We start from the raw sequence: 24,128 nt of genomic DNA on the forward strand, positions 1-24,128 counted from the left end.
TGATCAGTTGCGAAGAGATTATTTCGATACTGGATCAGTCGGTGGCGCATTTTCAAAATAGTAAAGTTAAGGCAAGAACAGGCCAGGCAATATTCTAATGGACAAGTCGAAGAACCTTATATTTAACTTACATTTGTAGCCGACAATTAGTAACCCGGAAGATGCAGGTTCTTGAAGAGACCGGAAATGGATTTGGATCAATACACGCTAACTTTTTGCTAAGCTCTTAGGTTATGAGGTGTTCATTGATGTTAATGGTTAGTGGGGCGGAAGATGTTTAAATCTTAACGGATTTAAGCGATATACTGGTCAGTTTATCGATTTAACCTGCCACCAGGCAAAAATACAAAAGATCAATACATCTTGCAGCAGCACTAAGATGATTTGAAGAATATGATTACTACTGAAACCCAGCTAACCGACAAGGAATTTTTCTGCTATGGCAAGTAATGACAGCAAACCTTATTTAACACCCAGCGAAGTGGCCGAGCTATTGATGGTGTCGCCCATTACAGTACGCGCATGGGCTCAAAAAGGCTTGTTACCTTCTGAAACAACGCCCGGAGGACACCGACGTTTTCTGCGCGAGAGTGTGGAACAGTTTTCCAAACAGTATAAAGCGGTGCCACAACGTAACGATTTGCGGGTGCTGGTTGTGGATGACGACAGACAGGTTGCCGGATTTCTCGTTGAATGGCTGACCGGCTTGGACGAACCTTTTATAGTTGACACCGCAGCTGATGGATTCGAGGCCGGCAGCAAAGTGCATAGCTTCGAACCGGACATCATTTTGTTGGATCTGATGATGCCGAAGTTGGATGGGTTCGAAGTTTGTCGCCGGATTAAAGCTGATCCGGAGACCAGTAATATTCGCGTGATGGCCATGACCGGGCATATGAGTCCGGAAAATGAACAACGTATTCTTGAAGTCGGCGCAGAAGTCTGTATTTCCAAACCGCTGGATACCAAATTTCTTCTTGGATTGCTAAAGGCCGATTTGTCATAAAACTTAGGCTGTAAATTATTATGTATCAATGATTTGATGAGGTAGCTCATGGATAAGCGCATTACTCTTCCGGTATCGGGCATATTGTTGGCATTATTGGCCGGAGTGGCAATTGTGTCCTTTGTGATGCCCGATACTTATTTCGTGATACTGTCACGCGACTTCTTGCCCCTCCATACATTGTTGGAGTTTTCCTCGGTTTTGGTCGCATTCATGGTATTTGGCGTGACCTGGCACAGCTTATCGCCAATCCGTTCAGTTAAGATAACGATGTTGGGTTGTGCCATGTTGGCTTCCGGCTTGCTGGATTTTGGTCATACGCTTTCTTACCAAGGAATGCCTGATTTTGTTACGCCATCCTCTCCGGAAAAGGATATTTTTTTCTGGTTGGCGGCCCGGTTGATCGTTGCGTCTGCACTCTGTGTTGCCTCTTTCATGTCGACAACCCCTTTACGCAAGCCGAACATCCGTTATGCGCTGTTGTTTGGCTTTAGCTTATATACGCTGCTAATTTACTGGCTAGTGCTTTTTCATCAATCTGACTTTCTGCCGCGCACTTTTATTGAAGGTCAGGGTTTAACGGAATTCAAGGTAGTCAGTGAGTGGGGCATCGTTGTCTTACTGGTTATTGCTGCAAGCCGTTTTTGGCAAAATAGGGATGCCGGCAACCGGAAAATTTATTTCTTTATGGCCGCCATGGTTTTTATTATGAGCGAGGTGTTTTTTACCCCCTATAAAACAACGGGCGACACTTTTAATATATTAGGCCATATTTACAAAATCATTGGTGATTTTCTCCTTTACCGGGCCGTATTCGTTTGTATTATTCAGGCTTCTTATCATGAAATAGAACAACAGCAGACAAGATACCGCCAATTATTCGAAAATATGACCTCCTGCGGTGCGATTTACCAAGAGGTTGATAACGGCAATGATTTCATTTTTATGGAAGTCAACTTTGCAACGGAACGCACTGAGAAAATAAGCAGGGACGATTTTATCGGCAGGCGGGTGACGCAACTTTTTCCCGGTGTTTCTGATTTTGGATTGCTTGATGTGTTGCGTCGGGTTTGGCGTACCGGCGAACCGGAATATTTTCCTGCTAAATATTATCAGGATGGGCGTATTGCCGGTTGGCGGGAAAACTATCTCTATCGTTTGGATAATAACGATATTGTTGCTATCTACGATGACGTCACCCAGAGTAAGAAGGCGAAACAGGCGCTACAGGAGAGCGAGAAAAGTTTTCGGGCGATTTTTGAAACCGCCGCAATCGGCATAGTGGAAACTGATCTGTCTGCGGGTAAGTTTTTGCGTGTCAATTCAAAGTTTTGCCAGATAACCGGCTATTCTGCAGAAGAACTACTGTCAACGACCATTGCGATGATCACTCATCCGGATGATAGAGCAGCAGACATGGAGGGTATTCGACGCATGGCGAACGGAGAAGCGCATGAATACGTTACTGAAAAACGCTATATTCACAAAGACGGCCATGAAATTTGGATACATTTGAACGTAGTCGCTCTCAGTGATGAAGAGGGCCGGATAATGCGAGGTGTGGCCGCTATTGTCGACATTACTGAGCGCGTTCTGATGTTAAAGGAGCTGTACTCGACTACCAATGAACTCGAAGAGAAACGGGCCGAGCAGGAGGCTCAATATAATGAGTTGGAACGCTCTCAAAATGCACTGCAAGAAACCAGCAATCGTTATATAGATCTGTTTGATTTTGCCCCGATTGGTTATCTCACTGTCACCGATAAGGGACAAATTACTGAAATTAATCTTACCGGCGCTACGCTGCTGGGGGTGGATCAAAAGGCAGCCATAGGCCGTATGATAGGCTCTTTTCTCCATCCCAAGGAATGTGACCGCTGGTACTTGCATAATCGGCTTACGCTGAGCCACAGTGACAAGCAAAACGGTGAGTTTCTCATTCAGCGTGATGACGGTACGGTTTTTCATGCGCTTATGGATTGCCAACGTCGGGATACCTTGTCATCTCCCGTGATTCGCATCTCGTTCACTGATATCACCGAACGTAAGTTGTTGGAGCAACAGTTGCAACAAGCTCAGAAAATGGAGGCGCTAGGGCAACTGACTGGAGGAATTGCCCACGACTTCAACAATATTCTTGCCGCTATACTCGGTTATTCCAACCTTGCCTTGGAACGATGCGTGTCCGACCCTTCGGATAAACTGGCGCGTTATTTGGGAGAAGTTATATCCGCCAGCGAACGGGCTCGTGACCTGGTTGCCAAGATGCTTGCCTATAGCCGAACTTCTTCTGTCGTAGCAAGCGTTCCTCTGGATATGGCGGCCGAGGTCGAAAAAACGGTAGCTCTGTTATCCGCGGCTATTCCGGCAGGTATTGAAGTGCTGACTCATATTGGGCCTGATATCCCTTTAGTGCGGATTGATCCGATTGAAGTACAGCAGGTGCTGATTAATTTGGCCGTCAATGCTCGCGATGCTATTGGTGAGCAAGGTTGTATCGACATTACCTTGGAGCGAGTCAGGATTAACGATAAAGCCTGCGCCATTTGCCAGGATAATATCAACGGGGATTATGTGGTCTTGGAAGTAAAGGACAGCGGTAACGGTATTCCAGCCGATGTAGAACAACGTATTTTCGATCCCTTTTTTTCCACTAAAGAAGTTGGCAAAGGTTCGGGGCTCGGGCTAAGCATGGTGCAAGGTATAGTCGTAAAAAACAATGCTCATCTGTTGTTGGAAAGCAGCTTTGCGCAAGGTACTTGTTTCAGGCTGTTATTTCCCATTACCGATGCCGAAACGGCTACGCCAGAATCCCCTATTTCTAAACCGATTGCTCCTATGACCAAGCAATGGCGTATTTGGATAGTTGAAGACCAAGAGTCTTTGGCCGGTTATTTTCAGGAGTTGCTGCAGGAGCAAGGGTATCTGGTTACTCTTTTTATTGATCCTGTCAGCGCATTGTCTGCTTTCCAGCTTGATCCGGAAGGCGTAGACCTGGTTCTAACCGACCAGACCATGCCTTATCTGAGCGGCGCTCAACTGGCTGTCGCTATGTTTGCACTTAAACCGGAGCTGCCGGTCATTCTGATCACCGGCTATAGTGACAAGATTGATGCCGATGAGGCGAAACGCCTGGGTATTCGATGTTATGTCAATAAACCTGTCGACGGAAAAAAACTGTTGGAAGTACTGGCGGGAGAACTCGGTTAAGAACACTTACATTCGGATAAGCTAGTGTTGCCGTCTATCTCCAGTCGCAGATTAAAAGAGATTTAAACATGATTGAAAATAACGAGCTTCAGGCTATTATTGCGGGCTACCCCTATCGGGTATTAATTGTCGATGATGATTCCATGCACAGAGCATTGGAACGGGAGATTCTGCAACCACCGAAATATGCTGTTACCGAAGCATCGTCGGGCGTTGAGGCATTGCAATTATTATCCACACAATCGTTCGATGCCGTGTTGCTGGATAAAAAAATGCCAGGCATGGATGGTAATGAGGTGTGCAGACACATTCGCAGTGAACTGGAATTGGAATTATTGCCGGTTATCATGGTCACCGGCACCAGCGGTAGCGATGGATTGTCATCCAGTTTACATGCCAGAGCCAGCGATTTTATTAGTAAACCCTATTTACCCGAGGAACTGATCGCCCGTCTTGACAGTGCGGTTAATCACAAACGCCTTACTGATCAGCTCGATAGTGCCGAATCCATGTTGTTCGCCCTTGCCCGTATGGTGGAGGCCAAAGATAAAAATACCGGTGACCATTGTTCCCGTTTGGCTCACATCAGTGTGGTGTTAGGCGAGGCCCTTGGCTTGAGTCCCGAATATCTGATAGCTCTGCGCCGGGGTGGCGTCTTGCATGATATTGGCAAATTGGGCATTCCTGATAGCATCCTACTTAAACCGGGCAAGCTGACCGAAGAAGAATGGTTAATTATGCGCCATCATCCTGAAATTGGCGCTCGCCTGGTTGATGGCCTCAAGAGCATGCGGCTGACTCTGCCCATCATTCGTCACCATCATGAACGCTGGGATGGTAGCGGTTATCCTGACGGTTTGATAGGTAAAAACATTCCGTTGTTGGCGCGGGTATTTCAAATTGCCGATATCTATGATGCGCTGGTCAACGAGCGTCCCTATAAGCCCGCCATGTCCAGCGAGCAGGTCATCGATATATTGGAAGAGGAAGCGGTCAAGGGTTGGCGCGATCCTGAACTCACCGCCGTATTTGTCGATATTATGCGCCAACGGCCTCAAGACCTTGAATTGCCGCACAGTATGGATGATGATCTGGGCAGCGATTTATTTGCCTATATCGGCAGGACTGGCGTTCTGGATTGGAACTAATATATTTTTGGAAGAGCGCTGCTTAAATCCTGCAATGTTAAGATATTGACTGGAGGCTGTTATATCCGCCGAATGCAATAAACCGAACTCAGAGTCTTCATCAAGTGACAATAATACTGGCGGATAATGAATCCGCCTTGACGCATTATCTAATCGACCGGCTGGAAGCCGTGAATTAATCGGCATTTGCCGTTTTAATGCTATGGAACGGCTTATTGATTTAAATGGAAAAATAACTCATTAGGCAGAAGTATAGATGTTTGCATCAGCTAGCCTGACTTCTTCCATTTTTCTTTCCGGGCTTTTTTCTTGGCCTCTTTCTGCTCACGAATAATAATCAGCTCGGCCATTTCTTTTTCCATCATGACGGGCGTTTCCAGGCTGATTCTGCCGATGGTTCCGGCGCGTAATTCAGATAGAAGGATTTTGGACACTTTATCCATTTCGATGCGTCCGCCCGAGCGTAGACAGCCGCGTTTTTTGCCGATGGCCTCCATAAGCTGTTGCTCGCTTTCCGGCACTTGCTCCAGCTGAAAGCGGGCTTGTAGTAAATCCGGATAATGCTGTAACAGGTATTCAGCCGCGAAGAAGGCGACTTGGTCATGACTGATGGCAGTATCTTTGATCGCGCCGGTGGTCGCCAGCCGATAGCCGCTGTTTTTATTTTCGACGTTGGGCCACAGCATGCCGGGCGTGTCCAAAAGAATAATGCCGTTGCCTATGTCAATGCGTTGCTGGTGCTTAGTGATGGCCGGTTCGTTTCCGGTTTTGGCTATCATTCTTCCGGCCAGGATATTGATCAGCGTGGACTTGCCGACATTGGGTATGCCAATAATCAGGGTGTGGATCGGTTTGTCGCTGCTGACTTTATTCGGCAACATCTTGTGACACAGCTCGGTCAATTGGCGCATCTTTTCGGGCTGTTCTATGGTCAGCGCCAAGGTTTTCACGCCTTGTTCCTGTTCCAGGTAGGTTTGCCATTGTTGCGTAATCGCTGGATCGGCAAGGTCGCTTTTGCTAAGTACCTTGATACAAGGCTTGTCGCCGCGCAGGGCAGCGAGCATCGGATTTTGGCTGCTGAATGGAATGCGCGCGTCCAGAATTTCTATGATCAGGTCAACCTGTGGCAGGATTTCTTTGACCTCTTTGCTGGCCTTGTGCATATGGCCGGGATACCACTGAATAAGCATGATGTTTAGCTGTAACCAAAGTGGACTATTTAAACACCATAACCCTATAATCAACAGCTATAAATACAGACAAGCCTTAGTAATCGATATCATGAAAGAAATAACAAGTAGTTTTTACGCGTATTTATCGCGATTAAGATGGATTAAACGCTGGGGATTAAAACGTAATGCGCATGATGAAAATGTGATGGAGCATAGCTGGGAAGTGTCAGTCATCGCCCACACGCTGGCTTTGATTAAAAATCGCTATTATGACGGGAATGTTGATGCCAACGCCATTGCTGCTGCGGCTTTGTATCACGATATTACTGAAGTCATTACCGGCGATTTGCCTACGCCGATCAAATATCACTCTGAAGAAATCAGTACGGCTTACAAGCAGATTGAAAAACAGGCGGAGATAGAATTACTGGCTCTTTTACCGATAGAGTTGCAGGCTGATTTTCAGGTGCTGATTCAGCACGACAGGATGCCGCCGGAGCATGTACAGATCATTAAGGCGGCCGATAAAATATCGGCCTATCTCAAATGCCAAGCCGAATTAAAAGCCGGCAATGCGGAATTTGAAACCGCTGCCGAGCAACTGGCTTTAATTATTGCTGCATCAGAGCAGCCGGAAGTTACTTTTTTTATGAAAGCATTTGCGCCCAGTTGCGGATTGACACTGGATGGATTGATGAAAACCTATTGAGACTATTTGAAGTTGGGTTGGGTGGCCGGTAAAGCGAGTTTTTTAGTATGGGCGTCTCAAGTTATAATGTGTTTTCTTAATTAGAATAGGCAACATCATGAAAATTCAAGGAACTGATGGGATTTTTAGCCTAAACTTCAAATTAAATCAGATTACGTACAAACAAATTGGAATCTATACAGTATGAGTGGACATTTGGATAAATTTACACGGTGCAGTACCCATGGAGAAGTTGTGAAACATCGATACACTATTGAGCAAGCCAGAATATTATTGGATATTCTAAAATACCATAACGCATCGACAATGCTGCCTTCGTTTCATCAGGTAAAGCAGGAAACACTTGATGAGGCGCTGGATAAGCTGCGGCTGGAGTTGTCCGAGTTTATTGCAACGGATGACGGACTCGGCTTTATCGTTCCGATCCGGGATGAGAAAGGTTTGATTTAGTCCGGTTATTCAAGCGTTATTTGTTTAAAACAACATCGCATAAGGCAGGCAGTACCGGCGGTCCAGGTTTTTTGGCTGCGGGAGCCGGAGTTTTTGCTTCTTCCGAGAACCACCATGCCAGTGAGGCGTCGCAACCATCGCTTTCAGGCAGTGGTTCTTGTCCGGTGCAGTCTTTGTTATTCAATGGGCACTTGAGCCGCACATGAAAGTGATCGTCATGCCCCCACCAGGGTCGAATTTTTCTTAGCCAGTCATGGGCCGACTTACGTGTGCATAACAGGCGTTTGATGCTGGGGTTGACGAAGATGCGGTCTACTTCGGGCCTGCGTGCCGCGGTCTCAAGAATTTTTTCATGAGCCGGCGACCACTGGTTATCATCAATGGCATCCGATTGGGCGGCAAGCACTGACGGAGAACTCCAGGTTTCGCGTTCATTAAACGCCAGGATCCGGGTTTCAGCCTGTTGCGACAATAAATACCAGATATCGACGTCGAGTCCGGTTTGATGGCTGCGATGTCCGCTTGGGGTAGGACCGCCGCGGACTTGTCCCAAGTCGCCGATCAACAAGACGCCCCAGTGCTGTGAATGCGTGGTTTTGGCTATGCTCTCAATAAATCGTATCAAATCAGGATGACCATAAGACCGGCCTCGGGTAGGGCGCATCAATTGATAACCCGTGCCATTCTGAGGTAACGAAACCGCACCGCTTAAACAACCGGCTGTATAAGAACCAATACTTTGGGCGCTATCGCCGATTTGTGCGGCTTGTTTGACCATCGCCCAGCTATTGTCAGTAGGCGATGAAGAGCATTCGGAGAAAATGCTCAATAACAGGATGAATATTGAAAATTTCATTTTAGAATCGGGGCGACCGGTTGAACAGGCCGCCCATTGTAAGGCTTATTTCTTAACGGGCGCTGATAAGTCCAAAAAATGCTTGGAGTTATCAATAACCGGCGCTGAGCCGGGGCGATTATTGGTACTTACCGATGAAGCGCTGTTTGTTTTTACAGTACCCGTACCTTCAGTTGTCGCTTCATCTTCCAGTTGCAGTTCATTTTCTTCAGGAACATTGCCGTCATGGAGCAGGTATTCACGACGCTGCTGGTAAGCGTTTTTGATAAAAGAATAGCGATCATTGCCGGAAGCTTCATTAACGATTTTTTCAGTCGGTATTAAATCGGCGCGGGTATCGGTGACATCAACCGCTTTGGCTCCTGTATTGACTGCGCTAACAGCAGCACCGCTACCGGCAAATACAAAGGTATAGGTAAGTGGATTCATTAACGCATCACCGATAGTCCCGACAACTTCCCTGGGTGAGCTTGCCCCCAAAAATGGCACGACCAGATAATTACCGGTCGGGACGCCCCAAAAGCCCAGCGTCTGTCCGAAATCTTCATTATGTTTAGGAAGGTCAATCATTTTTGCCACATCGACAAAGCCGCCGACACCGGCCGTCGTATTGATCAGGAAACGACCGGCATCCATACCGCCTTGTGTCAATTTAAGCTGCATAAAGTCATTGATGGTCACACCAATGTCATTAAGATTACTGAAGAAGTTGGTTATGCCTTCATTAACGAATTTCGGGGTAACCCACAAATAGCCTTTCGCCACTGGTTTTACAACGTTCTTGTCGAGATCGTCATTAAATTCTTGAGCGCCGCGATTCCAGCCTTCCCAAGGATCATTTTCGTTAACCGTTGATGTGGTCGCACAACCCGCAAGCACACTTGATATAGCCAAGCTACTCATTAATAAACGAGTGTTGATGATGGATTTTTGCATACTCATGGATTATCTCTACTACTAGTGTTGAGGTGATTGGAAGCCTGTATCGAACAGTTATTATTTTTTTGCGGATTATACCAGACACAAGCCTTAAAAAGTCTCACTGATTTTGCATTTGCCGAAGTATCCACTGCTGCCGTTTAAGTAAATAGTTTGATGGCCGCGCCGCTCGCAGCAGCATCGGATTCGGCAGGGTTGCAGCCAATAATGCGGCTTGCGATCGGCTGAGCTGGTTTGCATGGATGCCGAAATAGTGTTGGCTTGCGGCTTCTATGCCGAATAGATGGTCGCCATATTCGGCAATATTCAGGTAAACCAGCAATATCCGCTCCTTACTCCACAGTGATTCGATCAATAATGTGAACCATACCTCCATACCTTTCCGGATGAAGCTTTTTGACGGTGTTAAAAATAAATTCTTGGCCACTTGCTGGGAAATAGTGCTTGCACCTCTCAGCCGCCCGCCATCCATGTAGACATCAATCGATGATTGTATCGAATGTAAATCAAAACCCGAGTGTTGAAAAAAGCGCTGGTCTTCCGCCGCAATAACGGCTGAAGAGGCATAAGGCGATATTTTTTTTGCCCCGACCCATGAATATTCAATAGCCTTAAACGAACCGTCGTCCATTAAATCTTCAATATGCCGGTACACCATAAACGCGGATGTAGGCGCAGGCATCCAACGTAACAACACACACAAGCCGATCGATGACGCCAGGAAAGTGAATAGCAGATAAAGCGTAACTTTGCGCAGTATTCCCTTAACGGATAATGAGCGGAATTTGCCGGGATAACGGGATTGTCTTGCCAAAATACAAAGAGTGTTAAGAGTGGGGGTAGCTTATAGGGTTATGTGCTGCATTTGTGTATATGATAAAGCCTTAGCCGGGGTTTTAATAGCTGGAAACAATACTGTCGAAATTTGGCATGAGTATTAATCCGGAAAAGTTAATTGAGCCATGAAAGCCTAAAGTAAATGTCGGCACACGATATAAAAAGCACAAAAATATTCAAAGACATAGCAAACTGATGATCTAACCGATATAACAAACCGGCTTATTTAATATCTTCCGGTTTTTCGTGGACTAACCGCCGTTTTTAGGACGATAATAGTCCTTTGTATAGATTTGATCCAAACGCATGAAACTCCGATACACACTCACTGCTCTTTTGTTACTGATTACCCAAAGCGGCTGTATGCCGATGACTTATCCGCCCGGTGAAAAAAACAATACCGCTCAACTTGGCGAGACCACTTTTCTGACAGAAGACGGCGCGAGTTTGCCGTTACGTCATTGGCTACCAAAAACAGAAGCGCATGCCGTCATTATCGCGCTGCACGGTTTTAACGACTACAGCCGTTTTTTTGATACGCCGGGAGAATATTTCAGCAAACAGGGTATTGCTTGTTTCGCTTACGATCAACGCGGTTTCGGCATGGCTCCAAAGCGCGGATTATGGGCGGGAGTCGAGACCTATACCCAAGACTTACAGTCCTTGGTGCGTCTGATCAAACAACGCTACCCTAAACAACCGGTTTATTTGCTCGGCGAAAGCATGGGCGGTGCGATAGTCATTACCGCGATGAGCCAAGCCGATATGCCGGAAGTTGCGGGCATTATCCTCGCCGCTCCGGCGTTATGGGCCAGATCAACGATGCCCTGGTATCAAACCGGTTTGCTTTGGACGCTGGCGCACAGCCTGCCTTGGTTGACCTTGACAGGGCAGGGCGTACACGTCGTGGCGTCGGATAATATCGATATGCTGCGCGCAATGGGCCGTGATCCGCTGGTTATTAAAGCGACTCGCGTGGAAACGGTGTACGGGTTGACTGATTTGATGGACGCCGCATTTAACAGCGCCACATTGCTGCGCGGTAATACGCTGATGCTTTACGGCGAAAAAGATGAAATTATCCCCAAGGAGCCGACTTATGCTTTCTTGCAGCGTTTTCTTGCGACCAACCCGGCAGAAAAAACCGTGGCGATTTATCCATACGGTTACCACATGCTGTTACGCGATTTGCAAGCTTCCACCGCATGGAAAGATATAGCCGCCTGGATTAATGCCAGTCCCGGCAAACTTCCGTCAGGCGCGGATAATCGGGCGCGGCAATTGTTAAGTAGCGGTTAAAGGTCTTTTTAACATTCGCCGTTGAATTGATCGCCCTGATGTTAGCCATTGTCGACAAGAAAAATTGAACTCGGCAATTGCTCCTGCATTCTTACAATAGACAGACAACATCGATCCCAGAGATAAAATCCTCAGCCTTAGGGCGTGCTGCGCGCGCCTTGGGAGCTTAGGCGCACATAGCACGTCCTCCCAACAGTTTTCAATGCTTCCGCTCCATGTGCGTTACCGAGGAGCAAATATCGGCCCTGTAGGCAAAGCAAGCTTTGAACTCCACAGCTTCAATTCACTGTCACACGCTCTAAATATTTCAAAGCAGCCTGAGTCCGGGCATATAAACAGATCATCTATGTGTGCGACACCGCACCGACGCTAACAAGCTTTTTCCAGTAAAGTTATTATTAACTTGCATCATCATGTTCTTTAACAACATGTTGGAATGTAAGCCAAAGTCAATCGGCTGATTTTTTTGAGGCCGCTTGTTAATGCATCAGCCTTGAGTTGCCCGGTTACAGATTTTATAGAGCGACAGCGGATTAATTTCACAGCTTATTAACGAGCCATTGATCGTTAGATAAAGCGGATCAGTATTGGCTGATTCAGAAGGATAAAGGGGCAAAGATGCCATTCAATTATATTGAAAAAACATTCACTATTAAGGAGATCAGTATGTGTACACGATTATTGTTAGTTATGTTCACGTTAGTGGGAGGAGCAATATTGATGACCGGCAATGCTCAAGCCGAACAAAATACTGCGATCTATCTGGCAGCAGGCTCGCCAGCGGAAAATACCGAGCGCAATGTTCGAGATAAACAAGGCACTACTTTGACGCCGGAAGATCAGAAGGAAACTAAAAGTGATGTCAAAGTCACGGCTAAGATACGTAAAGCGGTGGTTGCGGATAAATCGTTCTCGGTCGATGCGAAAAACATAAAAATCATCACTCGTAACGGGATAGTAACCTTGCGTGGACCTGTTGAAAGCGAAGCCGAAAATTTGAAGCTCCAACAAATCGCCACACAAACGCATGGTGTCGTTAAGGTCAACAATCAACTTGAAATTAAAGCGCCGTAAAGGCCGAGGAGAATGTCATGTCTAAAGCAGTTTTTGGTATCGCTCAAAGTATCGATCAGGCAGAAAATATTGTTAATGAGCTGAAGACAGCCGGTTTTTCAAACAATGATATATCTGTGCTGTTTCCCGACAAATCCACGACCAGGGATTTTGCTCATGAAAAACACACCAAGGCGCCGGAAGGAGCGGCAATCGGTGGGACAGTGGGATTAGGCACTGGCGCTGTGCTCGGCTGGTTGGCGGGGATCGGGAGCCTGGCTATTCCGGGCGTTGGTCCGTTTATCGCCGCAGGCCCCATTATGGGGGCATTAAGCGGCGCAGCAGTAGGCGCTGCGACCGGGAGTTTGGCTGGCGCTTTAATCGGGATAGGCATTCCCGAGTATGAGGCCAAGCGTTATGAAGAAAAAATCAAGGGAGGAAACGCCTTGATTTCTGTCCATACCGAAAGCAGTGCGGAACGCGATAAGGCGAAAGAAATCTTCGAGCGGTCCCATGCAGAGGATATTTCCACTACTGAAGAAGAGTCAGTGTGATAGGGGCGCCTCTTTTATCGAGGTTATTGTAGCCTGCTGGAGCACGGTTTTTTGTTTATCGTTTACAACGCTAAAGGGTATGGACTCATCAATGTGGTAGGCAGGCAATCTGCCCACCCTAATTTTAGCTTCATCAACTAAGGAGATATCAGTAAAAAACTTTAGTTTGATGATGCTATTGCATGTAATCAACAAAAATAGGAGTTTTTATTATGCATAACATTGAATCAATCGACAAACTGCTGCAGGACGAATTATCAGCAACGCAAACGTATCAACAGGCTTTGGATAAGCTTCAGGAAGATGCCTCATTAGGCGACGCGGGGTATTTACAGCCAATTTATGAAGATCATAAAGAAGCGGTTTCTACTTTGCAGGAACAAATTCGTCAATTGGGAGGAACGCCCGCTGAGGATTCCGGGGCGTGGGGTACTTGGGCGGAAATAGTACAGGGAGGGGCTAATATGCTGGGTAAAAAAACTGCGCTAAAAGCTTTGCAGGCAGGGGAGAAAAACGGCATAGAGGATTATGAGAAAGCGCTACAGGATTCCGACTTGCCTTCAGATATTCGCTCTTTAATTGAAACAAAGCTGCTGCCTGCCCAGCAATCGCATATCCGTACATTGGATAGGCTGTTGGACGCCGAAGCTGCTTAGGCTTTCAGTTTATATGCAGTTTGTAATTAATTTCAGCGTGGACTATTTGTCCACGCTGTTTTTATGTAATGCGTTACCGGATTTTAAATAAAAATTTCATCGCGCCCCAATTTTCGCGTTAACTAATAAACCAGGAGCCATAACATGCTTTCAACAGTACCTGATGTGATTTTTAAAACACGTGTTCGCGACGAAAGCGTCGGTGGCGATAACCCGTTCCGCTGGCAGGATGTCAGCACCGATGATATTTTCAAAGGGAAAAAAATTGTTGTTGCCGCTCTTCCCGGCGCCTTTACCCCGACCTGCTCAAGTAAGCATTTGCCTGGATATGATGCCAAGTATCAGCAACTGATCGATTCGGGTATTGATGAGGTTTATTGCCTGAGCGTTAACGATGCTTTTGTGATGTACCAATGGAGCAAGCATTTGGGCATCAAGCATGTAAAAATGCTGCCGGACGGAAACGGCGATTTTACCCGGGCAATGGGAATGCTGATGAGAAAAGAGAATCTTGGTTTCGGCTATCGTTCCTGGCGCTACTCAATGCTTGTCGATGATAAAAAGATTATCAAATTATTCAGCGAGCCCGGCCGGGCCGATAATTGCCCGGATGATCCGTTTACTGCGAGCGACGTTGATACCATGCTGGATTATTTACAACATAACAAATGAGCCTGATTTTATGGCCGGGAAGCTTTAATGGTTCAATATAATTACGATCTGTTTGTAATCGGTGCGGGTTCGGGCGGTATACGCACAGCACGCATGGCATCCGGTTACGGTGCAAGGGTAGCTATTGCTGAAGAGCGTTACTTAGGCGGCACCTGTGTTAATGTCGGTTGCGTGCCCAAAAAATTATTGGTCTATGCCTCTCAATTTAAAGATCATTTCCAAGCGGCAGCGGGTTTTGGTTGGACGGTAGGCGAGTCGACATTCAATTGGTCTAGCCTGATCGCCAACAAGAATCAGGAAATAGAACGGCTGCATGCTGTTTATGGCAATCAGTTGCAAAAATCGGGCGTCAATATTATTACCGGCAACGCAAAGTTGCTTGATGCCCATACCGTTGTTGTCGATGGCGTCCACTACAGCGCCAAGCATATCGTCATTGCCACCGGAGGCTGGCCGTCTGTTCCGGATATGCCCGGCAAACAACATACCGTTACTTCGAATGAAATGTTTTTCCTCGATCAATTACCTAAAAGCATCGTCATTGCCGGTGGCGGCTACATTGCCGTGGAGTTTGCCGGCATTCTTAATAGCTTTGGCGTGGACACTACGCTTTGTCATCGCGGGCACAAACTGCTTCGTGGTTTTGATGAGGATATACGTGATTTTTTGGGCAATGAAATGATCAGGAAAGGGGTTAATGTCTTGCTTAATACCGATATTGAAGCCATAGAAAGCGCGGCCGATACTTTCGTAGCGCGGCTTATTGACGGTAGAAAAATCAATACCGACATGGTTATGTACGCTACCGGCAGAACGCCGAATTCAGCCGGACTCGGGTTGGAAGCGCTGGGTGTCGAGCTGGACGGCGCAGGTGCAATTAAAATCAACGCTGACTATCAAACCACTGTGCCGTCAATCTATGCGCTGGGCGATGTCACTAACCGGGTCAACCTGACGCCGGTAGCCTTGGCTGAGGGTATGGCCCTGGTCAGTAACTTATATGGCGATCAATCGAAACCGGTCGATTATGACAATATTCCCACGGCTGTTTTTTGCCAACCCAATATCGGTACTGTAGGCCTGACCGAAGCTCAGGCGCGCGAAAAATACCCGGACATCGACATTTATAAAACCCGTTTCACGCCAATGAAAAATACGTTGTCGGGTATCGATGAAAAAGCCCTGATCAAGATGGTCGTGGTGCGCAGCACCGACCGGGTTGTCGGTATACATATGGTAGGACCTGACGCCGCTGAAATTATCCAGGGCATGGCCGTTGCGATTCGAGCCGGTGCGACCAAGGCGGTCTTTGACTCGACTATCGGCGTACATCCTACTGCTGCCGAAGAGCTTGTTACGTTGCGTGAAAAATGTTGAATGATGGGTTAACAGCGCGGTTTCACTAGTTTAATTAATGTTGATCGGAGATGAAAACAATGCCCGGACTATTACGCAGCTTGCTCGGTTTTATAGTATTGGTCGCAACGATCGGTCTTGCAACCTGTCAATCGATGGTGAAGGCCGATCCGTCCAGTTCTGCTGAAGTTTTTTCGGCCGGCCGTTCTCAGGCGGAACAATGAATCACGTCACTAAACTCAAACAGTCCGTCTCGGATATCTTACAACGTTATTCTCCGAGAGGTTTAATGCTTTATTTCCTGCCGATGGCGCTGATTCCGGCGACATTTATCTCATTGGCGAAAGGCCATGTGCTGGATATTTCAGTGAATGCCGCCGGTTTTGCATTTTACATGCTGGCCGCGTGGTGCTTGCGCAAGGGGCTGCAAGCTGAGCATGTCTATGCTAATAGCCGCATTGCCCGCCTACCTCAAACCCCGTTAAAAACCATTGCCGCCGTCATCGTAGCGTTAACGACAGGAATGATCGCTTGGCTGGGCGCGGGACATTCGCTGTCGGCAGCGTTGATGTTTGCAGGCGGTGCCTTTCTGGGCATGTATTTGAGTTACGGCCTGGACCCGCGTGATGAAAACAAAATAACCGCTGCCTATGGCTATTCCGGGGATGAAATTTCAAAAGCCCTTGAGGATTCCTCACGCATCATCTGCAGTATTGAGCTGGCCAACGACCGGATTCGAAATGCCGAGTTAAACCGGCGCATCGAACGCATTTGCGAGGTTGCCAACAATATTTTGGGGGAAATTGCGGCCGATCCGCGCGATTTCCGGCGTGCGCGCAAGTTCCTTAATGTTTATCTGGACGGTGCCCGGCAAGTGACGGAAGGTTACGCCAAAACCCACCAACAAACCCACTCAGGGGAACTGGAGCAGAATTTTCGAAATGTGCTGGAAACGATAGAATCGGTATTTAAAGAGCAGCATCAAAAATTACTGGAAGAAGATGTTTTTGACCTGGATGTAAAAATTGAGGTTTTAACTTCGCAGCTCAAACGGGAAGGCATCCTTTGATGTCATCACATGACAGAGGATTTAGACATGAGTGAACCAGCATCCACGACGCAAACAGAGACCGGAATGACTAAAGAGATCGTTCCCGGCGTCAAAGCCGAAATGGTCCCGTTCGCCGAGGTGCCGGCGGAGAAGAAACAGCTCATCCAGAAATTGCTGAACGAAATTGACGTCACCAATACCCAATCGATCATTTTTTTCGGCAGCAAGGCGCAGGAGCAATTGACCTCGATTTCCGATCGCATGCTGGATGGCGTTAAAAATAAGGAAATCGGCCCGGCAGGCGATGACCTGAATGAAATGGTGGCGACGATACGCGGTTTCGAGGTCGATGACCTGGACCCGAACAAAAAGCAGGGCTTTTTCGACCGTTTGCTGGGCAAGGCGAAACCGGTCGTTAAATTTTTGCAGCAATATGAAGAAGTGCGTAAACAGATCGATGCCATCACCGACAAGCTGGAACGGCATAAGACCCACCTGCTGACCGACATCACTTCGCTGGACCGTCTTTATCAGGCCAACCTGGACTATTTCTATGCGCTTGAGGATTACATCGCTGCCGGCGAAGAAAAGCTGCGTGAACTCGATGAAGTTATCATTCCCGAGCAGGCCAGGCAGGCCGAAGCGAGCACCGAAGTCATTGCTTCGCAAACCCTGCGCGATTTGCGCGCCGCCCGCGATGATCTGGAGCGGCGCGTGCATGATCTGCGCCTGACCCGGCAGGTGGCTATGCAAAGTCTGCCCGGTATTCGCCTGGTACAGGAAAACGATAAAGGGCTGGTCAGCAAGATCAATTCGACCATCGTCAACACTGTCCCGCTGTGGCGGCAGCAACTGGCGACGGCGGTGACCATTTACCGTTCTTCGCAGGCGGCGGAAACGGTTAAGGCCGCGACCGACCTGACTAATGAGCTGCTGGCCGCGAACGCCGAAAACTTGAAGCAGGCTAACGCCGAAACCCGAAAACAGCTGGAGCGCGGCGTGTTCGACATCGAAACGGTCAAAAAAGCCAATGAAGCGTTAATCGCGACGATAGAGGAAAGCCTGCAAATCGCCGATCATGGTAAGAAGATGCGCAGAGAAGCGGTCGCGCAACTTGAACAATGCGAAACCGAACTGCGCAAAACCCTGGCTTCGGCGCAGGCAAAGTCGACTGGCTAAAGCTGGTTTTTTGATGGATTCGATAAGTAGTCTCCACGCGAGTATCGTTGAACATCAAAAAACCGCCGCCTGGTCGAACTACTTATGTCAACGTTCGCCAACCTTTACGATCCCGGATACTGGATTTTTGATGTTGTCGCGCCGGAAAGAGCTTTGAAAAAAGATCTGTTTGCGACGCCATGTTTGCCGGAACCGGTATTGAAACTGCTCGGCAAGCTGTCGCGAGTGCTTTCAGTGAAGGAAATGGCGTACAAACCATCATTGTTTAAGATCATTTGCGGACTATGGCCACCCACCTTTCTAAGCTTGACCTGATCCTCAACACTATCACCGATGGCGTTTTGGTTGTCGATAGCCAAGGCATCGTACTCTATGCCAACCAGGCTGCCGAGATTCTGTTGGCACGCAGCCCGTTAATCGGTCAATCGCTGGCGGTCCCGGTGAATCCTGATAAAAACAGCTATCAGGACATAAATCTGATCCGTTCGAGCGGACTCGCCTGGGCGGAAATGCGCTCCGCTCCGCTGGAATGGGACGGACGACCCGGCTACGTCATTGCCTTGCGCGACATCACCGAACGTAAATCAGCAGAAGAAGCGATCAAACAACTTGCTTTTTATGATTTACTGACCAAGCTCCCTAATCGTCGGCTGTTACAGGAACGATTGAAGCACAGCATTAACATGGAACGCCGCGAAGGCAAGCAATTGGCCTTGCTGATGCTCGACCTGGATCGTTTTAAAGCCGTCAACGACAGTCTGGGACATCAGGCGGGCGACGCGCTATTGCAACAAGTCGCTGAAAGAATTACCGGACAACTGCGCGATGTCGACATGGTTGCCCGTTTGGGCGGCGATGAATTTATCGTGTTGCTGGAAGATATTATTCACCCGGATGATGCGGCCCGGGTCGCTGAAAAAATTATCACTGATTTAAGCAAACCTTTTAAATTGAACCAGAGTGACGATGTGCGGATAGGCGCCAGCATTGGCATCAGCCTATACCCACAACACGGAGACAGCTCTGAAATATTACTGGATCATGCCGATGCCGCGTTATATCACGCCAAAGATAGGGGGCGTGGCTGCTTTGCCTATTTTTCCGAAGAACTGACGGTGATAGTCCGTGAACGCATTGCATTGGAAGCGCGCCTGCGCAAAGCGATTGAACAGCACGAGCTATGCGTTTTTTTTCAACCGCAAGTGGATATTGCCAGCAGTCGTATTGTCGGTGCAGAAGCGTTAGTGCGCTGGCGGGATCCTATTGAAGGGCTGATTGAACCCGTCCACTTTATTTCCCTTGCCGAAGAAACCGGCCTGATTTTGGAGATAGGCGAATGGGTGCTGAGGGAAGCCTGTCGTCAAGGTAGGCTGTGGCTGGACATGGAGTTGCCGCCGTTGACCATCGCGGTTAATGTTTCTTCGTACCAGTTTCATCGCAGCGATATTAATGCCTTGGCTGCAAAGGTACTGGCCGAAACCCGTTTTCCAGCAAAGCGACTGGAATTGGAAATAACAGAAAGCGGATTGATGGAAAATCAGGACAAAACGACGGTTATTCTCAACAGCTTGCATATGCAAGGCATTCATCTTGCCATTGACGATTTCGGCACCGGGTATTCGTCGCTGGCTTATCTGAAAAGTTTCTCTGTGGATGTGCTGAAAATCGACAAGAGTTTTATTGCTGAGATTCCCAATAACACTGACGACATGGAGATTGCAGCGACTATTGTGGCGATGGGACATATCTTAGGGTTCAAGGTGCTGGCAGAAGGCGTGGAAACGACGGAACAGTTGGATTTCTTACGCAAAGCGGGCTGTGACGCTTATCAGGGCTTTATCAAAAGCCGTCCCTTACCGGCGCTTAAGTTTGCCGAGTTATTATCTGATCAAAACAAGGGACGTAACGGCGTTTAAAATTCATGACTTATAAGTCATCCGGCTGTCGAAGCCGCAAAGGCTGAATTCAAATTTCTGATCTGCGACAGTTTGTCGCACTTTTACTGGACAATAAGCTTTCAATCCACTAGAATGCGCCCACCTTGAGAAAGGTGAGGCGATTTGAAAAATTGTCCTCTTATAATTAGGAAGAAATGTGAACGGCAAGACCGTAAAACAACAATAATAAACGCAACAAATTAAGCTGCCGTTTTTTGGCGGTGGTAGTCCATATAAAATATAAAAACAAAATCGGACGAAGCCCACTTTATGTGGGCTTTTTTATACATAATCAAAATGTTGTCAAAAACAATCACCAAAGAATAAGTTGACGTGAAGACACTTTATGTCGCTCGTTTCTCTCTTAGAATTCACACAATTTCTATGTCCTCTATCTCATCACAGATCACGCCCGGAGTTCTTGGCGTCATACAAAGCAAATCTGTCAGTCGGCCATGAAGTGGTTTATCCGGCTATCGAATAGCCAGCTGGAAGCCCGCCTTAAATCACAGTTTATGATTCTTGATTAGGATCGACTTCCGGGAGTTTTTTAACGGCGGGTAACACGGAAATTTTTACACTCTCGTTTATAGAACTACCTTATGGATACAAACCTCAGCATTTTTTTCTTGTATTTGGTTGCCGTTGTTTATTTCGCAAGCTTTGCTCTGACCAATAGATCAACGCAGATAAAAATCAAAGAAGTCTACCTGTATTCAGGAACGCTCGCCCTGATAGGCTGCATTAGCGAGGTGGCTATCAATAGCTTCTGTAGAGCGGTTTTCGACGCGTCTCTTTGGACATATCAGGTAACGCCGGTACATCATGGCGATACCTCGATTTTTGCGTTTTTCCAGTGGTCGCTCTACGGCTATCATCTTTATTATGTCCAGAAAAAAATTCAAGCCCTTAAATTTAAACATGAAGCATATATTTTCGCTTTTGTGCTCTCTATAGATGCGCTGTTGCTTGAAGCATTCGTCAATATTTCCAGCCTTTTCTTTCTTAACACCTTCATTTTTTATTATATCCCTGGCGATATGGGGCATTTGACCACTGTCTTCGTATTCCCTTTTTATCTCCTCGGCGGCGCTATCTTGACTGGAATTTTTGATAGATTTTTGAAAGACCCGATGTTTTTCGGCACGCTGAGTTTTTCTATTGCTTTTATTTTTGTGTTTTTAGCGTAATACTTTTCCTCAACCCAGCGGCGGTGAGGCATAGGGGGCGCTTCACTCTGTTCAGCGCACCCTATGGATTTAGGTTAGTGAAAATGTATTTCTCGCGACTTTACCGTATCGCTTCTTTGCAAAGAGTAGCGATCCGACTGATTGGGCATCCGTGTTCCATCATCGTTAAGCTGAACGAGTGTCCCTTCATCTTTAATAAGATAATGTCTTGTGGTTGTCCCGCCTTTACTTGGCGTTAAAACAACGGTTTTATCTTCATCATTCCAGCTATATTTGCCTTTTTCATAATACTCCCTTGAGGACTCTTTTGCGGGCTGAGTCACCAACAGGTAATTGTTATTTTGTTTTAAAGACAGCGTCGCTTTAACTCCAGGGCAATCTTTGCAAGGGAGATAACCGTAATAAATACCATGAAACTCCAGGCTTTTATCTATATGGTTTTCATGGGCTGCGAGATCTGTTTCCTTCTGATGGCTCTGTACACGTGCCCTGAGGAGCTTTTCCTGGGCTTCGAGGTCGGTTCCCGCCATTGCAGAATTAGCGGAGAGCAGGCTGCTGAAAAGCAACAAAGCCAGATTGTGTTTGAGTTGTTTTTTTAATGCTCGCATGATGAATTCCTCTGAAAAGTAAGATGTGGTGCTAGCCGAGTAGGGCGCGTAGCGAATCCCGGAATGACGGTCTTCTGATAGATCTGTGTAAAAAAACGAGCGCTCCGGCGTGAGAAAGATAATAAACCCAAACTTGGTTTAGCGCTGCTTGCGTTTACGCCAGATATAAAAGCCCGTACCCATTAACAGCAACGGTATGACAACCAAAAAACCAAAGCCGATAATGGCGACGTTGATTTGGCTCAATTGCAGGCTTTTATCGGTTGCGATTTTGGCCGGGATGTCGATAAACCGATCGTCATGAATCAACCAGTTGATCATTCTTAAGCCCATGTCCAGGTTGCCGACATTACCAAGATAAGCGTTGGATAGGAAGTCGCCGTCACCGACCACGACAATACGTTGTTCTTGAGCCTGTCCTGAGCTTGTCGACGGGCGGGTTAAGGCATAAGCAAAAGCAAGCGGACCTTGTTTTTCATCGCCATCGGCATCAAAAAGAATTTTTCCGGCTATCGGGCCAGTCTCAGTCCATGATTTTTCTGCACTTTTAAGCAATTCCACGGGTTGAAAATCTGTTTCTTCACTGATTTCCAGCGCGGCGGCAACCGGATAAAGAGTTAAAGTCTGAAAACCTTGGGTGATCGGATGCGGAATATACTCGCTTGTTAGCACGAAGCTGGGGTCGTTAATGCCGTATAGCTTGGAACTGCTGTCTACCAGGGTTCCCGGTAGCTGGCGCAAACCTAGGGTTTGCAGCAATGCGTCCAAGTAGTGGTTGCCCGGATCGGTCAGTAGCAGCAGATTACCGCCTTGCCGGATATAGCGCTTGATCAGTTCGATTTCACCAGTCAATAAGGGCACGGCGGGGGCGCTAAGCACCAGCAATGCGGAGTTGTAGGGAATGGCGGGCATGGCTGCAAGGTTAATCGATTGAGCTTTGATTTTGCGGCGATCCAGTTCTTTGCCGAACTGGCCTAAATCGAAATTGGCGATGCCGTCCGGGGCGCGTTCGCCGTGGCCGGTCAGCAAGGTGACCCAGCGTTCATTGGCGTTAGCCAGCTGCAACAGCGCATTGGTCAGCGATGGTTCATCAATAAAGTTCAGTTTTTCGGTGCGTCCCTGATACTCGACAATAATTGCGCCTGTCGCGCCTATATTCAGTTCGCGGGCTTTTTCCGGCTGCGAATCGGGGTCTATAAAGGCCAGGCTCAGGTCCACTTTATGGCGTTTATAGCGCTCAACCAATTGTGCAATCTGGCTTCTTAGTCCTGGGTCTTTTTTTATATAGGCGGTCAGTTGTATTTTATCCGGCAGCGATTCCAGCAGTTTTTGCGAGGCTTGGGACAGGCTGTTGGTATTATTTTTGGTGATGTCGGTTTCTGCGCTGTAGCGGGTGCTTAACCAGGCCAATGCGCCGACCAGGCACAATAACGCCAGGGTGATGGCCCAGTTTTTCAAACGGATTTGCTGATGTTTATGCGGCGATATTTTCATTTTTGCAAACGGTCGTTATCCAGGCTGCGAATGCTGAGTGCGATGAAGGTGGTGATAAACAGCAGGAAATAACTGACATCGATTGAGCTGATCAGGCCGCTTTGGATATTCTGGAAATGCTTTAGGATCGACAGGTATTCAAACAGTTCGCTACGTTGATCGTTCATGCCGACCGACCAGTCTAAAATCCACAGCAGCAGCAACATACCAAAGGTGCCCATCGCGGCCACGGTCGGATGTCCGGCGACGCAGGACATAAACAGGCCGATCGCGGTAAAAGCGGTAACCAGCAGCAGCAGGGCTAAGATATTGGCGAATAGTTTGCCCACATCCAGCTCGGCGCCGGACAGCAAAGATAACGGCATCAAGGTGATCAATACAATGATCAACAGCATCAGCCCGAGTATGCCCAAATATTTGCCGATAATAATGTCAATATTGGAAACCGGAGCGGACAGCAGCAGGGCCAAGGTTTTGTTGCGGCGTTCCTCGCAAATCAGGCGCATGGTTAATAGCGGAGTGACCAGCAACAGAATAATGCCGGCATTACCGAATAATGGCGGCACGATAATGTCGGTCAGGCCGAGCGTGCCTTCAATCGAAGCCAGCTTGGGCTGGAGTTCCATGAAAGCTTCAACCTGGGTTAAAAACAAAAACGCCAGTATAAATTGCAGGATAGCCAATATCGTCCAGGCCATCGGTGATAAAAACAGGGATCTGAATTCGCGGGAAGCGATGGTTAAAATCATGTT

The 24,128-nt window shown here is 47.5% G+C and carries 24 protein-coding genes; 17 read left to right on the forward strand and 7 right to left on the reverse strand.

Annotation, left to right across the window (positions count from 1 at the left end):
* Positions 1-439: 439 nt before the first annotated feature.
* From V7051_RS14610 to V7051_RS14620, 3 genes are all read left to right on the forward strand, one after another.
* Positions 440-1,006 (forward strand): response regulator, encoded by a 567-nt coding sequence (locus V7051_RS14610; protein WP_333876153.1) that lies wholly within the window; start codon positions 440-442, stop codon positions 1,004-1,006.
* Positions 1,007-1,054: 48 nt separating this feature from the next.
* On the forward strand, positions 1,055-4,216 hold the full coding sequence (locus tag V7051_RS14615; RefSeq protein WP_333876155.1) for an MASE3 domain-containing protein: 3,162 nt from the start codon (positions 1,055-1,057) through the stop codon (positions 4,214-4,216).
* 68 nt (positions 4,217-4,284) lie between these two features.
* Positions 4,285-5,364 (forward strand): response regulator, encoded by a 1,080-nt coding sequence (locus tag V7051_RS14620; protein WP_333876157.1) that lies wholly within the window; start codon positions 4,285-4,287, stop codon positions 5,362-5,364.
* 269 nt (positions 5,365-5,633) lie between these two features.
* On the opposite strand, the gene ylqF is transcribed toward V7051_RS14620, so the two are convergent.
* On the reverse strand, positions 5,634-6,554 hold the full coding sequence (gene ylqF, locus V7051_RS14625) for a ribosome biogenesis GTPase YlqF (protein WP_333876159.1): 921 nt from the start codon (positions 6,552-6,554) through the stop codon (positions 5,634-5,636).
* Positions 6,555-6,645: 91 nt separating this feature from the next.
* On the opposite strand from ylqF, the gene yfbR reads away from it, so the two are divergent.
* Together yfbR and V7051_RS14635 are read left to right on the forward strand one after the other, a co-directional pair.
* Positions 6,646-7,245: a 5'-deoxynucleotidase gene (gene yfbR / locus V7051_RS14630; protein WP_333876160.1), complete on the forward strand. Its 600-nt coding sequence runs from the start codon at positions 6,646-6,648 to the stop codon at positions 7,243-7,245.
* Between the two features lie 234 nt (positions 7,246-7,479).
* Positions 7,480-7,695: a hypothetical protein gene (locus tag V7051_RS14635; protein ID WP_006894047.1), complete on the forward strand. Its 216-nt coding sequence runs from the start codon at positions 7,480-7,482 to the stop codon at positions 7,693-7,695.
* Between the two features lie 16 nt (positions 7,696-7,711).
* Here V7051_RS14635 and mepA read toward each other — a convergent pair whose 3' ends face one another.
* The 3 genes from mepA to mtgA form a co-directional block, all read right to left on the reverse strand.
* Positions 7,712-8,551, reverse strand: coding sequence for a penicillin-insensitive murein endopeptidase (mepA, locus tag V7051_RS14640; protein ID WP_333876169.1), 840 nt, complete (start codon positions 8,549-8,551; stop codon positions 7,712-7,714).
* A gap of 45 nt (positions 8,552-8,596) precedes the next feature.
* The gene (locus V7051_RS14645; protein WP_333876171.1) at positions 8,597-9,493 is read right to left on the reverse strand and encodes an MlaA family lipoprotein; all 897 of its coding nucleotides are present in this window, start codon (positions 9,491-9,493) and stop codon (positions 8,597-8,599) included.
* Positions 9,494-9,590: 97 nt separating this feature from the next.
* Positions 9,591-10,304, reverse strand: coding sequence for a monofunctional biosynthetic peptidoglycan transglycosylase (mtgA, locus tag V7051_RS14650; RefSeq protein WP_333876173.1), 714 nt, complete (start codon positions 10,302-10,304; stop codon positions 9,591-9,593).
* Between the two features lie 329 nt (positions 10,305-10,633).
* Between mtgA and V7051_RS14655 the strand changes: the two genes are divergently transcribed.
* The 12 genes from V7051_RS14655 to V7051_RS14710 all read left to right on the forward strand — a co-directional run bounded on the left by V7051_RS14655 (position 10,634) and on the right by V7051_RS14710 (position 21,274).
* On the forward strand, positions 10,634-11,626 hold the full coding sequence (locus tag V7051_RS14655; RefSeq protein WP_333876175.1) for an alpha/beta hydrolase: 993 nt from the start codon (positions 10,634-10,636) through the stop codon (positions 11,624-11,626).
* A gap of 666 nt (positions 11,627-12,292) precedes the next feature.
* Positions 12,293-12,700 (forward strand): BON domain-containing protein, encoded by a 408-nt coding sequence (locus V7051_RS14660; protein WP_333876177.1) that lies wholly within the window; start codon positions 12,293-12,295, stop codon positions 12,698-12,700.
* A 17-nt stretch (positions 12,701-12,717) separates the two neighbouring features.
* Entirely contained in the window at positions 12,718-13,233 is a 516-nt protein-coding gene (locus V7051_RS14665; protein WP_333876179.1) for a hypothetical protein, read from the forward strand.
* Between the two features lie 212 nt (positions 13,234-13,445).
* A complete protein-coding gene (locus V7051_RS14670; protein WP_333876181.1) occupies positions 13,446-13,889 on the forward strand; it encodes a DUF2383 domain-containing protein in 444 nt (147 codons plus the stop codon).
* 144 nt (positions 13,890-14,033) lie between these two features.
* The gene (locus tag V7051_RS14675) at positions 14,034-14,561 is read left to right on the forward strand and encodes a peroxiredoxin (protein WP_333876183.1); all 528 of its coding nucleotides are present in this window, start codon (positions 14,034-14,036) and stop codon (positions 14,559-14,561) included.
* Between the two features lie 27 nt (positions 14,562-14,588).
* Positions 14,589-15,938, forward strand: a complete 1,350-nt coding sequence (gene gorA / locus V7051_RS14680; protein WP_333876185.1) for a glutathione-disulfide reductase — start codon at positions 14,589-14,591, stop codon at positions 15,936-15,938.
* A 59-nt stretch (positions 15,939-15,997) separates the two neighbouring features.
* On the forward strand, positions 15,998-16,141 hold the full coding sequence (locus tag V7051_RS14685; protein ID WP_333876187.1) for a hypothetical protein: 144 nt from the start codon (positions 15,998-16,000) through the stop codon (positions 16,139-16,141).
* The gene (locus V7051_RS14690; RefSeq protein ID WP_333876188.1) at positions 16,138-16,986 is read left to right on the forward strand and encodes a 5-bromo-4-chloroindolyl phosphate hydrolysis family protein; all 849 of its coding nucleotides are present in this window, start codon (positions 16,138-16,140) and stop codon (positions 16,984-16,986) included. The genes V7051_RS14685 and V7051_RS14690 overlap by 4 nt, the downstream gene beginning before the upstream one ends.
* 27 nt (positions 16,987-17,013) lie before the next feature.
* A complete protein-coding gene (locus tag V7051_RS14695) occupies positions 17,014-18,147 on the forward strand; it encodes a toxic anion resistance protein (RefSeq protein WP_333876189.1) in 1,134 nt (377 codons plus the stop codon).
* An 84-nt stretch (positions 18,148-18,231) separates the two neighbouring features.
* A complete protein-coding gene (locus V7051_RS14700) occupies positions 18,232-18,462 on the forward strand; it encodes a hypothetical protein (RefSeq protein WP_333876191.1) in 231 nt (76 codons plus the stop codon).
* Positions 18,432-20,063 (forward strand): sensor domain-containing protein, encoded by a 1,632-nt coding sequence (locus V7051_RS14705; RefSeq protein ID WP_333876193.1) that lies wholly within the window; start codon positions 18,432-18,434, stop codon positions 20,061-20,063. The genes V7051_RS14700 and V7051_RS14705 overlap by 31 nt, the downstream gene beginning before the upstream one ends.
* A gap of 623 nt (positions 20,064-20,686) precedes the next feature.
* Positions 20,687-21,274 (forward strand): hypothetical protein, encoded by a 588-nt coding sequence (locus V7051_RS14710; RefSeq protein WP_333876194.1) that lies wholly within the window; start codon positions 20,687-20,689, stop codon positions 21,272-21,274.
* A gap of 74 nt (positions 21,275-21,348) precedes the next feature.
* Here the strand turns inward: V7051_RS14710 and V7051_RS14715 are convergent, their stop codons facing one another.
* The 3 genes from V7051_RS14715 to V7051_RS14725 form a co-directional block, all read right to left on the reverse strand.
* Positions 21,349-21,882 carry a copper resistance protein NlpE gene (locus tag V7051_RS14715; RefSeq protein ID WP_333876196.1) on the reverse strand — a complete coding sequence of 178 codons (534 nt, stop codon included), beginning with the start codon at positions 21,880-21,882 and terminating at the stop codon, positions 21,349-21,351.
* Positions 21,883-22,020: 138 nt separating this feature from the next.
* Complete coding sequence (locus tag V7051_RS14720) at positions 22,021-23,376, reverse strand: GldG family protein (protein WP_333876197.1); 1,356 nt, start codon at positions 23,374-23,376, stop codon at positions 22,021-22,023.
* Positions 23,373-24,125 carry an ABC transporter permease subunit gene (locus V7051_RS14725; RefSeq protein ID WP_333876198.1) on the reverse strand — a complete coding sequence of 251 codons (753 nt, stop codon included), beginning with the start codon at positions 24,123-24,125 and terminating at the stop codon, positions 23,373-23,375. The genes V7051_RS14720 and V7051_RS14725 overlap by 4 nt, the downstream gene beginning before the upstream one ends.
* Positions 24,126-24,128 lie beyond the last annotated feature (3 nt).

The organism is Methylobacter sp. (genome assembly GCF_036845245.1).
Classification (GTDB): Bacteria; Pseudomonadota; Gammaproteobacteria; order Methylococcales; family Methylomonadaceae; genus Methylobacter_A.

What these genes read in the sequence shown, in the direction of transcription:
- V7051_RS14705 (WP_333876193.1), top strand. Translation starts at nt 18,432, where the DNA reads ATGGCCACCCACCTTTCTAAGCTTGACCTGATCCTCAACACTATCACC.
- V7051_RS14715 (WP_333876196.1), bottom strand. Translation starts at nt 21,882, where the DNA reads ATGCGAGCATTAAAAAAACAACTCAAACACAATCTGGCTTTGTTGCTT.
- V7051_RS14665 (WP_333876179.1), top strand. Translation starts at nt 12,718, where the DNA reads ATGTCTAAAGCAGTTTTTGGTATCGCTCAAAGTATCGATCAGGCAGAA.
- V7051_RS14615 (WP_333876155.1), top strand. Translation starts at nt 1,055, where the DNA reads ATGGATAAGCGCATTACTCTTCCGGTATCGGGCATATTGTTGGCATTA.
- mepA (WP_333876169.1), bottom strand. Translation starts at nt 8,551, where the DNA reads ATGAAATTTTCAATATTCATCCTGTTATTGAGCATTTTCTCCGAATGC.
- gorA (WP_333876185.1), top strand. Translation starts at nt 14,589, where the DNA reads ATGGTTCAATATAATTACGATCTGTTTGTAATCGGTGCGGGTTCGGGC.
- V7051_RS14725 (WP_333876198.1), bottom strand. Translation starts at nt 24,125, where the DNA reads ATGATTTTAACCATCGCTTCCCGCGAATTCAGATCCCTGTTTTTATCA.
- V7051_RS14695 (WP_333876189.1), top strand. Translation starts at nt 17,014, where the DNA reads ATGAGTGAACCAGCATCCACGACGCAAACAGAGACCGGAATGACTAAA.
- V7051_RS14720 (WP_333876197.1), bottom strand. Translation starts at nt 23,376, where the DNA reads ATGAAAATATCGCCGCATAAACATCAGCAAATCCGTTTGAAAAACTGG.
- V7051_RS14670 (WP_333876181.1), top strand. Translation starts at nt 13,446, where the DNA reads ATGCATAACATTGAATCAATCGACAAACTGCTGCAGGACGAATTATCA.
- V7051_RS14685 (WP_333876187.1), top strand. Translation starts at nt 15,998, where the DNA reads ATGCCCGGACTATTACGCAGCTTGCTCGGTTTTATAGTATTGGTCGCA.
- V7051_RS14655 (WP_333876175.1), top strand. Translation starts at nt 10,634, where the DNA reads ATGAAACTCCGATACACACTCACTGCTCTTTTGTTACTGATTACCCAA.
- V7051_RS14700 (WP_333876191.1), top strand. Translation starts at nt 18,232, where the DNA reads ATGTCAACGTTCGCCAACCTTTACGATCCCGGATACTGGATTTTTGAT.
- ylqF (WP_333876159.1), bottom strand. Translation starts at nt 6,554, where the DNA reads ATGCTTATTCAGTGGTATCCCGGCCATATGCACAAGGCCAGCAAAGAG.
- V7051_RS14675 (WP_333876183.1), top strand. Translation starts at nt 14,034, where the DNA reads ATGCTTTCAACAGTACCTGATGTGATTTTTAAAACACGTGTTCGCGAC.
- V7051_RS14620 (WP_333876157.1), top strand. Translation starts at nt 4,285, where the DNA reads ATGATTGAAAATAACGAGCTTCAGGCTATTATTGCGGGCTACCCCTAT.
- V7051_RS14710 (WP_333876194.1), top strand. Translation starts at nt 20,687, where the DNA reads ATGGATACAAACCTCAGCATTTTTTTCTTGTATTTGGTTGCCGTTGTT.
- V7051_RS14645 (WP_333876171.1), bottom strand. Translation starts at nt 9,493, where the DNA reads ATGAGTATGCAAAAATCCATCATCAACACTCGTTTATTAATGAGTAGC.
- V7051_RS14610 (WP_333876153.1), top strand. Translation starts at nt 440, where the DNA reads ATGGCAAGTAATGACAGCAAACCTTATTTAACACCCAGCGAAGTGGCC.
- V7051_RS14660 (WP_333876177.1), top strand. Translation starts at nt 12,293, where the DNA reads ATGTGTACACGATTATTGTTAGTTATGTTCACGTTAGTGGGAGGAGCA.
- V7051_RS14690 (WP_333876188.1), top strand. Translation starts at nt 16,138, where the DNA reads ATGAATCACGTCACTAAACTCAAACAGTCCGTCTCGGATATCTTACAA.
- yfbR (WP_333876160.1), top strand. Translation starts at nt 6,646, where the DNA reads ATGAAAGAAATAACAAGTAGTTTTTACGCGTATTTATCGCGATTAAGA.